The organism is Frankia sp. AgB32, from assembly GCF_023243045.1.
Lineage (GTDB): Bacteria > Actinomycetota > Actinomycetes > Frankiales > Frankiaceae > Frankia.
Genome location: NZ_JALKFX010000244.1, coordinates 1 through 14,469, shown reverse-complemented (window position 1 = coordinate 14,469; position 14,469 = coordinate 1). Strand labels below are relative to the sequence as shown.

General features: G+C 75.2%; 11 protein-coding genes. 8 read left to right on the top strand and 3 right to left on the bottom strand.

Annotated elements, in window-relative coordinates:
- From MXD60_RS27170 to MXD60_RS27150, 5 genes are all read left to right on the top strand, one after another.
- On the top strand, positions 1–877 hold an 877-nt coding region (locus tag MXD60_RS27170; protein WP_248822542.1), incomplete at its 5' end, for a PP2C family protein-serine/threonine phosphatase.
- Between the two features lie 5 nt (positions 878–882).
- Entirely contained in the window at positions 883–1,872 is a 990-nt protein-coding gene (locus MXD60_RS27165) for a helix-turn-helix transcriptional regulator (protein WP_248822541.1), read from the top strand.
- A 261-nt stretch (positions 1,873–2,133) separates the two neighbouring features.
- Positions 2,134–5,103, top strand: a complete 2,970-nt coding sequence (locus tag MXD60_RS27160) for a SpoIIE family protein phosphatase (RefSeq protein ID WP_248822540.1) — start codon at positions 2,134–2,136, stop codon at positions 5,101–5,103.
- 58 nt (positions 5,104–5,161) lie between these two features.
- The gene (locus tag MXD60_RS29595) at positions 5,162–6,007 is read left to right on the top strand and encodes a PASTA domain-containing protein (RefSeq protein WP_248822539.1); all 846 of its coding nucleotides are present in this window, start codon (positions 5,162–5,164) and stop codon (positions 6,005–6,007) included.
- A gap of 245 nt (positions 6,008–6,252) precedes the next feature.
- Positions 6,253–7,176, top strand: coding sequence for an oxygenase MpaB family protein (locus MXD60_RS27150; protein ID WP_248822543.1), 924 nt, complete (start codon positions 6,253–6,255; stop codon positions 7,174–7,176).
- A gap of 283 nt (positions 7,177–7,459) precedes the next feature.
- Here the strand turns inward: MXD60_RS27150 and MXD60_RS27145 are convergent, their stop codons facing one another.
- Positions 7,460–7,951 carry a hypothetical protein gene (locus tag MXD60_RS27145; RefSeq protein ID WP_248822538.1) on the bottom strand — a complete coding sequence of 164 codons (492 nt, stop codon included), beginning with the start codon at positions 7,949–7,951 and terminating at the stop codon, positions 7,460–7,462.
- 154 nt (positions 7,952–8,105) lie between these two features.
- Between MXD60_RS27145 and MXD60_RS27140 the strand changes: the two genes are divergently transcribed.
- On the top strand, positions 8,106–8,369 hold the full coding sequence (locus tag MXD60_RS27140; RefSeq protein ID WP_248822537.1) for a DUF2277 domain-containing protein: 264 nt from the start codon (positions 8,106–8,108) through the stop codon (positions 8,367–8,369).
- Positions 8,370–8,555: 186 nt separating this feature from the next.
- Here MXD60_RS27140 and MXD60_RS27135 read toward each other — a convergent pair whose 3' ends face one another.
- Positions 8,556–8,738, bottom strand: a complete 183-nt coding sequence (locus MXD60_RS27135; protein WP_248822536.1) for a hypothetical protein — start codon at positions 8,736–8,738, stop codon at positions 8,556–8,558.
- Between the two features lie 221 nt (positions 8,739–8,959).
- Between MXD60_RS27135 and MXD60_RS27130 the strand changes: the two genes are divergently transcribed.
- Complete coding sequence (locus tag MXD60_RS27130) at positions 8,960–10,177, top strand: sensor domain-containing phosphodiesterase (RefSeq protein WP_248822535.1); 1,218 nt, start codon at positions 8,960–8,962, stop codon at positions 10,175–10,177.
- 61 nt (positions 10,178–10,238) lie between these two features.
- Here MXD60_RS27130 and MXD60_RS27125 read toward each other — a convergent pair whose 3' ends face one another.
- Entirely contained in the window at positions 10,239–12,815 is a 2,577-nt protein-coding gene (locus tag MXD60_RS27125) for an MMPL family transporter (protein ID WP_248822534.1), read from the bottom strand.
- 375 nt (positions 12,816–13,190) lie between these two features.
- Here MXD60_RS27125 and MXD60_RS27120 point away from each other — a divergent pair, with 375 nt between their 5' ends.
- Entirely contained in the window at positions 13,191–14,438 is a 1,248-nt protein-coding gene (locus MXD60_RS27120) for a cytochrome P450 (protein ID WP_248822533.1), read from the top strand.
- Positions 14,439–14,469 lie beyond the last annotated feature (31 nt).

Here is a 14,469-nt window from a genome sequence, read left to right as displayed (position 1 = left end):
GGGGGGGGGGGCGGGGGGGTTTTGGGGGGCGGGGGTGGGCCCGGCGCGGGGTGCGGGCCGGGCCGCCGCCGCGGCGGCCGGGGCCGCCGTCGGGCTGCTCGTCCACGTCGCCACCACGCTGACGGCGCCGTCGGCTCACCCGGGTGAGTCCGACGACCCGGCCGCCCCCCGCGGCGTCGAACGCGACGGTGCGGACCAGTACGCCCAGGACGGCCCGCGGGACGAGGACACCCGCGCCGCGGCGAACGTCACCTCGGTGACCGAGGACACCCGCCCGCTCGGCCCGCGCCGTCACCCGACGGAGCCGCCGGGCGGGTCCGTCGCCCCCTGGCAGCCCAGCGCGCTGCGGGCCGCCGCCGCCGTCGCGCATCGCAGCGTGCTCGACGCCGCGACCCTCGACGGCGACAGCCCGGCGTGCACGTTCGTCGCCGCGATCGTCACGGCGGACCGGGTGAGCGTCGGCTGGCTCGGCGACAGCCGGGCGTATCTGCTCGACCAGGCCGGCGCGCGGCTGCTGACCGAGGACGACACCCTGTCCGCGGCCGCGGTGCGCGCCGGCCTGCTGCCGCCGGAGCAGGCCGAGACCGGCCCGGGCGCGCACACCATCACCCAGTGGATCGGGTCGGGCAGCTCCTCGACGGTCCCCCAGGTGATCTCCGAGGAACTGACGGGCCCCGGTCGGGTGGTGGTGTGCAGCGACGGGCTGTGGAACTACGTCTCGGCGGCGCAGGACCTCGCGGCCCGCATCGCGCAGCTCCCGCCCGGCGCGTCGGCGCTCGCCGTCGCCCGGCACCTGACCACGGTGGCGCTCACGGCCGGCGGCGCCGACAACATCAGCGTCATCGTCATCGATCTGCCCGCTCCCGTCGGCGCCTAGGCGCGATGGCCGATCCCAGTGCCCGGATGCTGCGGCTGCTGTCGCTGCTGCAGACCCAGCGGCACTGGCCCGGCGGCGAGCTCGCCGACCGGCTGGCCGTGAGCCCCCGCACGCTGCGCCGCGACATCGACCGGCTGCGGGAGCTCGGCTACCCCGTCGAGGCCACCCCCGGGGTGGCCGGCGGCTACCGGCTGCGCGCCGGCACGGCGATGCCGCCGCTGCTGCTCGACGACGAGGAGGCCGTCGCCGTCGCCGTGGGGCTGCGCACCGCCGCCGCCGGCGCGGTCGCCGGGGTCGGGGAGACCTCGGTGCGGGCGCTCGCGAAGGTCGCCGGGCTGCTGCCGCCGCGGCTGCGCCACCAGGTCGACGCGGTCGCCACCTACACGGTGCCGGCGCCGCTGGCCGGGCCGAGTGTCGACGTGGCGGTCCTGACGGCGCTCGCGTCGGCGTGCCGGGCGCAGGAGGAGGTGCGTTTCGCCTACACCGACCGTGCCGGTGAGGGCAGCGCGCGCCGCGTCGAGCCGTACCGGCTGGTCGCCCTCGGTGGCCGCTGGTACCTGCTGGCCGCCGACGTCGACCGGGACGACTGGCGCACCTTCCGTGTCGACCGCATCAGCGCCCCCGCGACGACGGGTCGCCGTTTCCATCCCCGTCCGCCGCCGGACGAGGACGCCGCGTCCTACGTCCGCCGCGGCGTCGACGGCGCGCTGCCCCGCCACCAGGTCCTCGCCGTCGTCTGCGCGCCCGCCCGGCAGGTCACGGCGGTCGTCGGCGGCTGGGCGCAGGTCGAGGCGATCGACGCGACCAGCTGCCGGCTGCGGATGGAGGCGGCGACCCCGGCCTGGGCGGCGATGCTGCTCGGCATCGTCGGCGCCCCGTTCCAGGTCGTCGAGCCCCGCGAGCTGCTCACCGCGATCCGCGCCATCGGCGAGCTGTTCACCACCTCCGCCGCCACGCCCACCTCCTCCGCCGCGCCTACCGCACCGTCCGCCTGACCGCCGGCCCACCCGGGGCGCGTGCACCTCTACCGACCGTGGCAGCTCCGCGCCGCAGCGAGCGCCATGCTTTCGGACACCCCCGGTCGGGCCGTACGGGCGGGTCGGGCGCGGCTAGTCTGGCATCCTGGACGTCTCGGAAGGCCTGGACGTCTCGCAAGACGGAGTTGTCGCGGAGGCCCAGTTCAGCAGGCCGCGTCTCGTCGGGCGTCATCGTTGGCCGGCACCGTGGGTGGTCGGCCGGGCGGGAGGCCGGTCAGTGTGAACGGGTTCAGCGAGCCCGCGGGGAACGACGCGGTCGGGCCGGCGGAGTCGGGTGAGTTCGACGGCGCGGTCGGCGCGATGACGGTCATCCGGCTGGAGGGCCGTTCGGCCGGTCTCGACCAGGTGCGCCGCGCCGCGGCGAGCCAGCTCACCGGCGGCCGGTGGGAGTCGGTGATCGACGACGTCCAGCTCGTCGTCAGTGAGCTGACGACGAACGCCCTGCTGCACGGCCTGCCGCCGGTCGAGGTGCGCATCCTTACCGGTGGGGCGGCCCTGCGGGTGGAGGTCGACGACGCCAGCCGGATCGTGCCGGTGCGTCCACCGGTCGGCGGCGACGGGCTGACCGGGCGGGGGATGGCCCTGGTCGCGGCGGCGGCCAGCCGGTGGGGCGTCGATCCGACGCCCACCGGGAAGATCGTCTGGGCGGAGTTCCGCGGCGAGGGCGGGGACCGCCCCGCCGACAGCGCCGGCGGATCCGCACCCGACGCGGCAGCGCCCGAGGTCCGGGGGCTGTCGGGCATCCGCGGGCTGACGATGCCCGCCGCGCCGGCCCTGTCCACCGTGCCCGCCCTGTCCGGGTTGCCGGCCCTGTCCACCGTGCCCGCCCAGGCAACCGTGCCGGTCCCGGGGCTGCCGCTGTCCTCCCCCGGTCACCTCGTCCGGCTCGGTGACGTACCGACCGCTCTGCTGCTGGCCGCGAAGAACCACGTGGACGGCCTGGTCCGCGAGTTCACCCTCGCGGTGGGCGGCGCGGCGTCCGGGACGAGCGCCGCGCTGCCCGAACGGCTCGGCGAGCTGCTGACGACCGTGACGACCAGGTTCGCCGGGCCCCGCCAGGCGATCAAACGCCAGGCGTTGGCCGCGTCCGCCTCGGGTCACCTGCGCACGCCGCTGGAGCTGGTGCTCCCGCCGAGCGCGGCGGACGACGCCGAGCGGTACCTCGCCGCCCTGGAGGAGATCGAGGACTACGCCCGGGCCGCGCGGCTGCTGACCGTCGAGTCGCCGCCGCAGCATGTGGCGTTCCGTCGCTGGTACATCGGGTCGCTCGTCGAGCAGCTGCACGGCGCCGAACGCGGTGGCGGACCGGTCGTCGCGCGCAGTTTCGAGCAGTACCTGCTCGACACCCTCGACGTCGTCGTGGCCGCCCAGCGCACCGCGGAACGCGCCGCCCGGCTGCAGCGCGTCACCGCCGCGCTCGCCCGGGCGACCACCCCCGAGCAGGTCGCCGCCACCGTCGTCGTCGAGGGGGCCGCGGTGCTCGGCGCCGCCGGCGGGGTACTGCTGATCCCGCAGGGAGCCGGGCGGATGGCGGTGCCCGGCTCGGTGGGTTACGGCGAGAGCATGGTGGCGACGTTGCGGGCGGAGCGGCTCACCGACCGGCTGCCGGCCGCCGACGCGCTGCGCACCGGCGAGCCGGTGTGGCTGGAGTCCCGCCGGGAGCGGGACTCCCGCTACCCCGATCTCGCCGAGCTGGAGCCGACGGCGGTGTCGATGTGCGTGCTGCCGCTGTTCTCCGGCGAGCGCACCCTCGGCGCGCTGCGGTTCTCCTTCGACCATCCGCGGCTGTTCGACGACGACGAGCGATCGTTCGTCCAGGCGCTGGCGGCGCAGACGGGCCTGGCGCTGGAACGGGCCCGGCTGTTCACCGTCGAGCGGGCCGCCCGCGAGCGCACCACCCTGTTCGCCGCCGCGACCGACCTGTTCACCTCCACCCTGGACACCTCGCGGATTCTGGAACATCTCGTCGGCCTGCTCGTGCCGTGGCACGCGACGCGGGCGTCGGCCTGCCGGGTCGACGACGAAGGTGGCGTGCAGGTGGTCGCCGCCGCCGATCGCGCCGACCTGAACCCGGCGCCCGCCGGCCGCGCCGCCGCCGACCGGACCGACCGCGCCGGCCTCGGCCTCGGCGGTCTCGACCCTGCTGGTGACGGTGCGCCGACCGGGCCGTCCGACGGGCTGGACTCGCCGGCCGCGCAGGACGGTGGCGTGCGCCGGACGGTCCCGATCCGCCGGCTCGTCCCGGACCGGCACGGGATGACCCAGGCGCTGCGCACCGGCCGGCCCGCCCGGTCGCCGGACGGTACCCGGCTCGCGCTGCCGCTGGTGCTCGGCGGGCGCCCGGTCGCCGCGGTCTCCCTCGTCGCCGCCGAGGGCCGCGTCTACGCCGACGACGACCACCGCGTCATCGCCGAACTGGTCGACCGGGCCACCGTGGCGATCGGCAACGCCCGCCAGTACGAACACGAACGCGGCACCGCGGTGACCCTGCAGCGCAGCCTGCTGCCCCAGCAGCTGCCGCGGGTGCCCGGGCTCGCGGTCGCCTGGCGTTACCTGCCCGGCAGCGCCGGCGCGCTGGTCGGCGGCGACTGGTACGACGTCCTGCCCGTCGACGACGGCCGCGTCGCCCTGGTCATCGGCGACGTGATGGGCCACGGCATCCACGCCGCGGCGGCCATGGGCCAGCTGCGGGCCGCGGTGCGGGCGCACATCGTCGACCAGACCAGCCCCGGTGCCGTGCTCACCCTGCTCGACGCGGCGGCCTGCCGGTTGGAGCAGAGCCGTACCGCGACGGCGGCACTCGCGGTGTACGACCCGGCGGACGGCCGGCTCGTCCTCGCCTCCGCCGGGCATCTGCCACCGCTGCTGATCCCGCCGCGCGGACCGGCCCGGTATGTGCCGGTCGACCCGGGACCGCCGCTGAGCGCCGGTCTGCCGGACTACGCCGAGACGGAGCTGACCGTCGAACCGGGCAGCACGCTGCTGCTGTACACCGACGGTCTCGTCGAGGACCGGGCGCGCCCGTTCGACGAGGGCATGGAGCTGCTGCGCGCCTGCGTTCCCGTCGGCGGCAGCCCCGACGAGATCTGCGACCAGGCGCTGGCGGCGCTGGGCCGCTCCGCCGGCCACGAGGACGACACGGCGCTGCTCGCCGTCCGCTTCGGCGCCCGCCCCGCCCCGCTCTGCTGAGCGCCCCGGCTCGGCGGCACTCCGGCGAGCGGCGGGCTGTCAGGGTATCCTGACGGCCGTGGACGAGGACACCGGTCCCTGGCCGGAGGCACGCCGCGCCTGGCAACGGCTCGACGCCTGGCGGCACAGATCGTCATCGGCGACCCCCGCCGACGATCCGGACCGGGCCGGGGCTCCCCCGCCGGACCCGGCCGGCGCTCCCGGCGTGCCCGCGACGGACGCCGAGGCCGCGCTGACCGCGCTGTCCGACATCGGGCTGCTGCGCCGGCTGCTCGACCAGGCCGAACTCGACGCGGTGCGCTCCGCCCGCCGCGGCCGCCGGTCGTGGACGGAGATCGCCGTCCGGCTCGGCGTCACCCGCCAGTCCGCCTGGGAACGCTGGCGTGACCTCGACGAGACCCCGCCGGCCGAGGCCCGCGCCGCGCCGGCCGGCTCCCTGGACTCGCTCGCCGCCGACCTCGTCGAACGGGCCACCCGGGGCCTGCGGGCCGGCCGTGAGCCGGATCCGGAAGGGCTCCCGGCCCCGCCGAAGATGATCGACCGGGCGGCGCGCCGGTTGCGGTTGTCGGTCGTCGTGCCCGACGTGGTCGGCATGTCGTGGGAGGCCGCCCGCTATCGCCTCGTCGGCGTCGGGCTGGTGGGCGCCGAGCCGGGCGCCGGGCCGGGCGCCGGGCCGGACGCCGGGCCGGACGACTGGAAGGCGGCCGTCGACGAGGAGCCGCAGGGGGTGGTCACCGCCCAGATCCCGCAGGCCGGCGCCCGCGTTCCGGCCGGCTCCCTGGTCACCCTCTGGCTGAACCGCGGCGGCGGCTCGGCGGGCGTGCGCGAACCGCGCCGCCCCGGCCCCTCGCCTCGCTCGGCCCGGGTCCTGCGGCCCGAGCCCACCGACGAGGCCGTCGGCTGATCGCCCGCCCGGCGCGCCCCGCCGGGTCCGCGGCCCGCACTGCCGTTGCGGACCCGCGCGGGCGCCGCGGGCCACCATCAACACCGTTGATTATCTTGGTGGTCAACGATGGACGCGATCCTCGCCGCCCTCGCCCCGCCGTCACCGGCCCGGCGTGAGCCGCAGTAGGGACACGGTGGCGGTGCATCCGGGCGCCCGCGCCGAGCGGGTCGGCGCATGATGGAACGGTGGTCACGCACACGCGAATGTCCGGACAGGCCGGCGAGCTGCGGGACTGGCTTGGCAGCCAGGTGCTGCGCCGGGTCGCCGGCGCGGAGGGTCCGGCGCGGCGGGAACGGATCTTCGCTGCCGAGGGCGAGCGCTGGTTCGCCGACGACCGGCCCATCCGGCGCGTGCACGCGGACGCGTCGATGTTCGTCGGTGGGCTGCGGGCGCTGCTGCTTCAGTCGCTGCACCCGCTGGCGATCGCCGGCGTCGCGCAGCACTCGGACTACCGCCACGACCCGTGGGGCCGCCTCCAGCGCACCAGCTTCTTCCTGGCGGCCACGACGTTCGGCCCGGCCGAGGAGGCCGAGCAGGCCGTCGGGCGGGTGCGGGCCGTGCACCGCCGCGTGCGCGGCGTCGCCCCGGACGGGCGGACCTACGCCGCCTCCGATCCGCATCTCATGCGCTGGGTGCACGTGGCCGAGGTCGACAGCTTCCTCGCCGCCTACCAGCGCTACGGCGCCCACCGGCTGAGCCCGGCCGAGTGCGACGGGTACGTCGCCGACACGGCGTTCGTCGCCGAGCGGCTCGGCATCCCCGATCCGCCGCGCACCGCGGCGCGGCTCGCGCTGGCCCTGCGGGAGTTCCGCCCGGAACTCGCCGGGACGCCGCAGGCCCGCTCCGCGGCCCGCTACCTGCTGCTCCAGGCCCCGCTGCCGCTCGCCGCGCGCCCTCCGTACAGCGCGCTGGCCGGCGCCGCCGTCGGGCTGATGCCGGCGTGGACGCGCTGGCCCCTGCGCCTGCCCTACCTGCCCGCCGTGGACGCCACCCTCGGCCGCGCCGCCGGCCTCGGCATCATCACGACCATCCGCTGGGCCACCCGGTCCGCCGGATCGCCGCCGCCCCACGTCCGCCGAGGCGAGGCGCGCGACCCTGGCCCGTCCGCCATGGACGAGCAGACCTGACTTGTCGGCCGTGGACGACGGAGAGCGGCCGCGCCCACCCGGTCCCTGGCACGGTCACCGCCCGCAACGGCCAGCCTGCCCGTTTCGTCCGATGTCTGCGCGTCAGCGGGACCACGTGGTTCCTCTGTACGGTTTCCCGCCTGATTTGTCCGTACAGAGCCATACAGAGCACGTAGAGAGCGACCAGAGCGACACGCGGGCAAGATCACCAAGGTCGGCACCGACCGCGCACAGTGATCCCCCGCGGTGGCCCGCTCATGCCTGGACGCGGGTGCGCGGCGGGCTAGCGGCGTTCGAAGACCCAGGCGGCGGCGATCGCGGCGCCGACGATGACGGCGACGAGCAGGATGCCGGCGAGGACGAAGTAGCCGACGGTCGCGACCAGCGCGATGAGGATCGGCAGGCCGGCGGCCAGCAGGTAGGGCCCGCGCGTGCGCACGGGGGTGTTGACGAGCGCGAACGCCCGGCGCGGACCGGTCGTGCGGGCCACGTGCAGCTCGTCGGACACCGTCGGCATGAGCCGGATCGTGTTCCAGCTCAGGGCGACGAACGCGAGCGTGAGCACCAGCGCGTACAGGAATCCGAAAGCGTGGCCGAAGGCGCTGAACGAGGCGCCGGCCGCGGCGACGGTGATGACCAGCGGGATGTACCAGGCAGTGGTGCGATCCTGGCGGGCCTGGCCGGCCAGGCGCCGCGCCTGGGCGAAGCGGTCCGCGCGCCGGCGGGTGCCGCGGCGGCCCGGGTCCGCCGACTCGCCGTAGTAGCCGTCTGTCATGATCCCTCGACTCCCCTCCACGCGGGCTGCCAGCAGGACCCGCACCCCGCGGGGACATGTCGCGGCACCCCACGCCATTGTCCTCCACGAAGCCGCCGGCGGGGTGGAGATCGCCCGGGCTTCCCACCGTCGGGCGGCGGTAGCGTGGGGGTCAATGTGCCGCAACATCACCGAGCTGCGAGGTCTCGAGCCCGCGGCGACGGACGAGGAGATCGAGGCGGCTGCCCGCCAGTTCGTCCGCAAGGTCAGCGGCGTCCGTCGCCCCTCACCAGCGTATGACGCCGCCGTGGACAGTGCCGTCGCCGAGGTCGCCGCCTCGGTGCACCGGCTGCTGGACACCCTGCCCGCCCGCCGCCAGCCTCCCGCGACCGTGCCGCCGCTGCGCCGTCCCGAGGTGCGGGCCCGACTCGGCCGCTGAGGCCCCGGCCTGGCCCCGGCTCGCCGGTCGCGGCCCACTCTCCGGACCCGGCCACGGCTGCGCTCTCCAGGCTGGCCGCGGCCCGCTCTCGGGGCCGACCACGAACCCACTGTCCGGACCAGCGGCCGGGGGCCGGCCGGGGCTGGGCGGCCAGGCGCCAGATCGGGTCGGGTCGGGTCGGGTCGGTCAGCGGCCTTCGAGAGCCGCGCGGGAGCGTCGCCGGCGGTTGCCCGAGTCGACGAGCCGCTCGGGCTGACGTCCGGCGACCGCGTCGGCGCGGTCGGTGGCGACGCTGTCGGCGATCAGTTCACGGGTTCGGTTCTGGTCCTTGTTGTCGAGGCCGGTCAACAGACTGTCGAACACGCTCACCCTGGCTCCTCCGCATGATGTCTCGGCGGGTCCGATACCGCCTACATCAGCCTTTCCCCGTGTCGCCGGCATAAAGCATGCGATGTGCGCCGAACACCCCCGCGCGCCGAAATACCCACCCTGACCTGGGCTTTCGTCTCGCAATCGAGCGCCAACGCGGCGCCGCGGGCGGGTGTGCGTCCGCCGGTGCCGGGAACACCCGGCCTAGGGGGTGATGCTCGATGACGGTCACGGCCGCCGCCCGGCCCGGGCCCCCGACAGTCGACGCACCGGTGCCGTCCACGTCGGTGATCGACCTGCTCGGCGTGCTGCGCCGCCGGCTCGGCATGGACACCGCCTGGCTGGGCCGGGTCGACGGCGATCGGCTGACCATCCAGGTGCTCGCCGGGACCGGGTCGTCCTTCCAGCTCGTGCGGGGCTCGACGATGCTCCTGCGTGGCAGCCTGTACGACCGGGTCCTGCACGACGGGCAGCCGGTGCTCGTGCCCGACACCCGGGCCGATCCGCGCACCAGCACCAGTCGCGTCATCCGCGAGCTGGAGATCGGCAGTTTCGCGGCCGCGCCGGTCGTCGACGACACCGGTCAGATCTACGGCGTGCTCGGCGCCCTGGCCCACCAGGCCCAACCCCTGCTACGGGACCGTGACGCCCGGTTCCTGGGCATGGTCGCGGCAACGTTGCGGGGGCCGCTGACCGATCTGCGCCAGACGTGGGCGAGGCGCGCCCGGGTGTGGGCGAACGTCAGCCGGGTGCTGGACCGCGGCGGCCCGGAACTGGTCTTCCAGCCGGTGTTCGACCTGCGGCGACATCGCATCGTCGGGGTGGAGGCGCTGGCCCGGTTCCCCGACGGGCGCGATCCCGCCAGCTGGTTCGCCGCGGCCGCCACGGTGGGGCTCGGCGTCGAGCTGGAGCTCGCCGCGATCCGCGGCGCGCTGGCCGTGCTCCCCCACCTGCCGGCGCGGATCGGTCTCGCGGTCAACTCCTCCGCGGCGACCGTGTCGGCCGGGTTGATCGAGCTCGTGCAGGACAGCGACGCCGACCGGCTCGTGGTGGAGATCACCGAGCATGAGCGGATCGCGAACACCCCGGTGGTCGTCGACGACCTCGACCGCCTTCGTCGCCTCGGCATCCGCTTCGCCGCGGACGACGTCGGCGCCGGCTACGCCGGACTGGAACAGCTCGTCCGACTCCACCCGGAGATCATCAAGATGGACTGCGCGCTGACCAGGGGCATCGACGTCGATCCCGCGCGGCGCGCGGTGGCCGCGGGCCTGGCCCACGTCGCCGAGGAGATCGGCGGCAGTGTGATCGCCGAGGGGATCGAGACATCCGGGGAGCTGCGGGCCATCCGCGGCACCGGCATCCGGTTCGGCCAGGGCTTCCTGCTCGGTTTGCCCGCCCGGGCGCTGTCCGATGCCGTCAATCCCGTCGGCGCGTGACCGCGGCGATCCGCCGGCCGGACGACGGTCGGTTCGACGTTGCTGCGAGGTTGGTCCGAGGTCAGTCGGACCAACGTGACCAGCCGGGGGTCTGCTCCGCGTCCCACGGCCGGCGGGAGGCCGACGACTCCGACTGCGACGGGCCCGACCGCGCCGACGCGCGGTCGGAGATGCCGGTTCCCCGGCGTGTCCCGCCGGTGCGGGCGGGAGCGGCGGTGTGAGCGGGAGCGGCGGTAGCGGCGTCGCGGGAGTGTCGTGTGGAGGCGCGTCGTCGCCCGCCCGTCGAGGGCTGCGGCGAGGTGGCGGCGCCCCGGCCGTGGCGTGCGCCGCCGCCGGTGGCCTGCGCTCCGCCCGCCTTCTGTCGCGCGATCGGCACCGTGATCCGCGGCCTGCGTGCCTCGTCCGGGTCGCCCGCGGGCGATCCGGCGGCGCCGCCGGGGTTGGTCGCCTGGGCGTGGCGCCGGGCGACGCGGCCGGTTGCGCCGGCACCGGTCCGGTTCGCGCCCGTGGACCTCGACCGGGTGGTGACGGCGTCGCCCCGCCCGCCCAGGCCCACGAGGTGGACCAGGGCCGGCAGCAGGATCACCCGCACGACCAGCGCGTCGAGGATCACGCCGACCGACAGTCCGACGCCGAGCAGTTTCATGATCCGCACATGTTGGGCGGCGAGCGACAGGAACACCGCCACCATGATCATGTTGGTGGCGACCACGACGTGGCCGACGTCGGCGTGACGGCTGCTGATCGCCTGGGTCTGGTTGCGCTCCCCCGCCGCGCCCCACAGCCTGCTCAGCATCGTCAGGTGCATGCCGATCGCCAGGCCGAACACGATGATCATGACCAGGCCGAGGACGAACGGTTCGATCGGCCCGGACCGCACGCCCATCGCGGCGGTGAACCGGCCGTCGACGAAGATGGTGGTGATCACCCCGAGGGTCGCCGCGAGGGCCAGCAGGCTGGCGGCCATCACCGCGATGCTGTGCCGCACCGAGCGCAGCGCGATCAGGACGGTCAGCCCGAGCATGGCGAGTTCCAGGCCGATGAAGACCGGCAGGATCTGGGTGAACCGGGCCGACGCGTCGTCGAAGATCGCGGTCTGGCCGCCGATGTAGACCTTCAGGGCGGTGCCCTCGGTGGCGGCCGGCACCGTCTTCGTCCGCAGCTGGTGGATCAGCTGGCTGACCGTCCTGGCGCGCGGCGCGTCGTGCGGGATGACCTGGATCATCTCGCCGTCGACCTTGTCGTTGCGCAGCGAGATGAAGGAGCGTTGCACCCCGGGGGTGGCCATGAGGGCGTCGACCAGGTGGGTCGAGGCCTGCGGCGGCGAGGCGGCGAGGCCCGTGGCGACGACGACGATCGGGCTGTTGAGCCCGGGGAAGAACTCGTCGCTGATCACGTCGAAGGCCCGCCGGGTGGTGGTGGAGGTCGCGTCGACGCCGCCGTCGGAGCCGCCGAGGCGCAGGCCGACCACGGGCAGCGCGAGCACCACCAGCAGCAGCACCGCCGCGCCGGCGTAGATCCGCGGGTGGCGGCCCAGCGCGCCGGCCCACCAGGACCGCAGGCCCGGGCGCACCGGCAGGCCGGCGCCGGTGGCGCGAAGCTGGGTGCGCTCGACCCAGACGAGCAGGCCGCGCCCGGCGATGCGCAGCATCGCCGGGAGCAGGGTGGCGATGGCGAGGATGCTCACCACGGCGGTGGCGAAGCCGGCCAGGGCGAGGCCGGCGAACGTGTTGAGGTGCAGCGCGCTGGTCGCCAGCATGACCAGCGCGAGGACGAGCCCGCCGCCGAGGGTCGCCCGGCCGGGCCGGCGCATCGCCGCCCGCACCGCGTCGGGCGGGGCCAGGCCGGCCCGCAGGCCGTTCTGGGCGCGGTTGACGATGACCACGGCGCTGCCCAGGCTCATCCCGAACGCCAGCACCACGGCGAGCAGCGGCGCCAGTGCCATCATGCTGGCCCGGTGCGAGAGCAGGGTGACGGCGACGATCGACCCGACCACGGAGGCCATGCCGGCCAGCGCGCACACCGCCACGGCCGCGGGTGAGCGGACCGTCAGGGCCAGCAGGACCAGCGCGATGGCGAGCCCGATCAGAATCGGCCCCGGCGAGATCGCGGCCTGCGTGACCGCGGTGGATCCCGGGCCGATGACGTCGACCTGAAGGTCCGGGCCGTTGTAGGCGGCGATGATGTCCATCAGGTGGTGGATCGCGACGGTGTCCGGCGCGGTCGCCGAGCCCTTCATGAGCACCGCGAAGATCAGCGCGTGGCCGTCCGCGCTCAGCGGCGAGCCACCGATCGGCACCGCGCCGGCGGGGCTGTAGGGATCGAACGCGCCCGCCACACCGGGGATCCTGCCGATCCGGGCGATCATCTCGGCGACCCGGGTACGAACCTCGGGCTCCTGCACAGTGCCCTGGCGGGCCCGCACGGTGACCGTCTCGTTGTCCGGCAGCCCGTTGCCGTTGAGGACCTTGCCCACGAGGTCGAGCGCGTGCGCGGACTCGGCGCCGGCGTTGCCGAGGTCCAGGCTGTACCGCGAGCCGACGTCCTGGACGGCGGTCAGCCCGGCGATCATCGCCACGAGCCACACCGCCACGACGAGCCAGCGGTTCCGCTGGCACCAGCGGACCAGTAGCGCCACGAACCTCTCCTCGACACAGACCCGAGAATGGGCAGTTTGGGTGGAATGGGCAATTTTATCCCATCGCCAATCTGGCCCGGCGATCGCGCGGCGTCAACGCGATCTGTCGGTGCGACGCTGAGATCGGCACTCCGGTGGCGGCCGGGGGCACCAGTTCGAGGGTTCGCGGTCACCCGCGACGAATCCCTCAGCTGCCCACTGGCAACTGCCTGCCAGCGTCGACCGAAAAGCAACACCGTGTGCATTAATTGCCACATCAACGCTCTTGGGCTGCTATCCGCCGCTTTTCGCAACGAGGGAACAACGGACATGTGACGATCGGTCCCGCCAACCCCCCGCTCCGCTGGAGCTGGCACCGAAAGGACGGACGTCCCGATGTCGGTCACCGAAACCGTGCGCACCGAGAGCGACCAGGACCTGCCCTCGTTCCCGTTCCCGGACACCTTCTCCCCGCACCCCTCCGGACACCTGGCGGAACTGGCCCGGGCGGCGCCGGCGCACCGGGTCCGGTTCGGCCCGGGACAGGTGCCGATCTGGCTGGTCGTCCGGTACGCGCCGGCCCGTGCGATGCTCGCCGACCCGCGCTTCTCCCGCACCCGCACGCTCGCGTTCAACCCGCCGCTGACCGCCGGCCAGATCCCCGACCCCAACTCGCTGCTCTGGCTCGACCCGCCGGCGCACACCCGGATCCGCCGCCTGGTCAACGCCGGGTTCGCCCACCGCCGCATCGAGCGGATGCGGGCGGGGATCGCTGCCACGGCCCGCGCCCGCATCGACGCGATGATCGCCCAGGGTGCGCCCGGCGACCTGCGCGACCTCGCCTTCCACCTGCCGATCGAGGTGATCTGCGAGCTGCTCGGCGTGCCCGACCTCGACCGGGAGAAGATTCGCACCTGGAGCGCGTCGCTGTTCCGTTTCCACCTCGACCCGCAGGGGGCCGCGGCGGGTCTGGGCGCGCTGTACGGCTACCTCGGTGAGCTGGTCCGCGCGCGGCGGGCGGCGCCGCCCGCCGACGGCGAGCCCACCGGCCTGCTCGACGTCATCCTCGCCGCCAACGACGAGCAGGCCGCGGCGGCCGACGGCGATCCCCTGACCGACGCGGAGCTGCACTCGCTGGCCATGACACTGCTCATCGGCGGTTTCGAGACGACCGGCGGCGTCATCAGCAACGTGATCACCACTCTGCTGACCGACCGGTCCCACTGGGAGTCGCTCGTCGCCGACCGCGCCCAGTTGCCGACGGCGGTCGAGGAGCTGCTGCGCTACCACCCGCTGTCGATGACGTTCCCGCGGGTCGCGACCGAGGACGTCGACCTGGGTGGCTTCGTGGTGCGCGCCGGCGAGGTCGTGGTGGTACCGCTGGCGGCCATGAGCCGCGACCCCGAGGTCTTCGCCGACCCCGACCGGCTCGACCTCACCCGCGAGCCCGTCACGAACCTGACCTTCGGTCACGGCCCGCACCACTGCATCGGCGCCCACCTGGCCCGGGTGGAGCTGACCGAGACCCTCGCGGCGCTGCTGGACAAGCTGCCCGAGCTGCGCCTCGCGGTGCCCGCCGACGAGCTGAACTACGAGCTCAAGGCGCCGATCGGCCGTCCGGAGACACTGCCCGTCCGCTGGTGAGACACCCCGCCGGCCGGGCCCTTACCCGGCC

Excerpts from the sequence above, each read along its gene's own strand:
- MXD60_RS27145 (WP_248822538.1), bottom strand. The coding sequence starts at position 7,951 with ATGACAGACGGCTACTACGGCGAGTCGGCGGACCCGGGCCGCCGCGGC.
- MXD60_RS27140 (WP_248822537.1), top strand. The coding sequence starts at position 8,106 with ATGTGCCGCAACATCACCGAGCTGCGAGGTCTCGAGCCCGCGGCGACG.
- MXD60_RS27165 (WP_248822541.1), top strand. The coding sequence starts at position 883 with ATGGCCGATCCCAGTGCCCGGATGCTGCGGCTGCTGTCGCTGCTGCAG.
- MXD60_RS27130 (WP_248822535.1), top strand. The coding sequence starts at position 8,960 with ATGACGGTCACGGCCGCCGCCCGGCCCGGGCCCCCGACAGTCGACGCA.
- MXD60_RS27150 (WP_248822543.1), top strand. The coding sequence starts at position 6,253 with ATGTCCGGACAGGCCGGCGAGCTGCGGGACTGGCTTGGCAGCCAGGTG.
- MXD60_RS27120 (WP_248822533.1), top strand. The coding sequence starts at position 13,191 with ATGTCGGTCACCGAAACCGTGCGCACCGAGAGCGACCAGGACCTGCCC.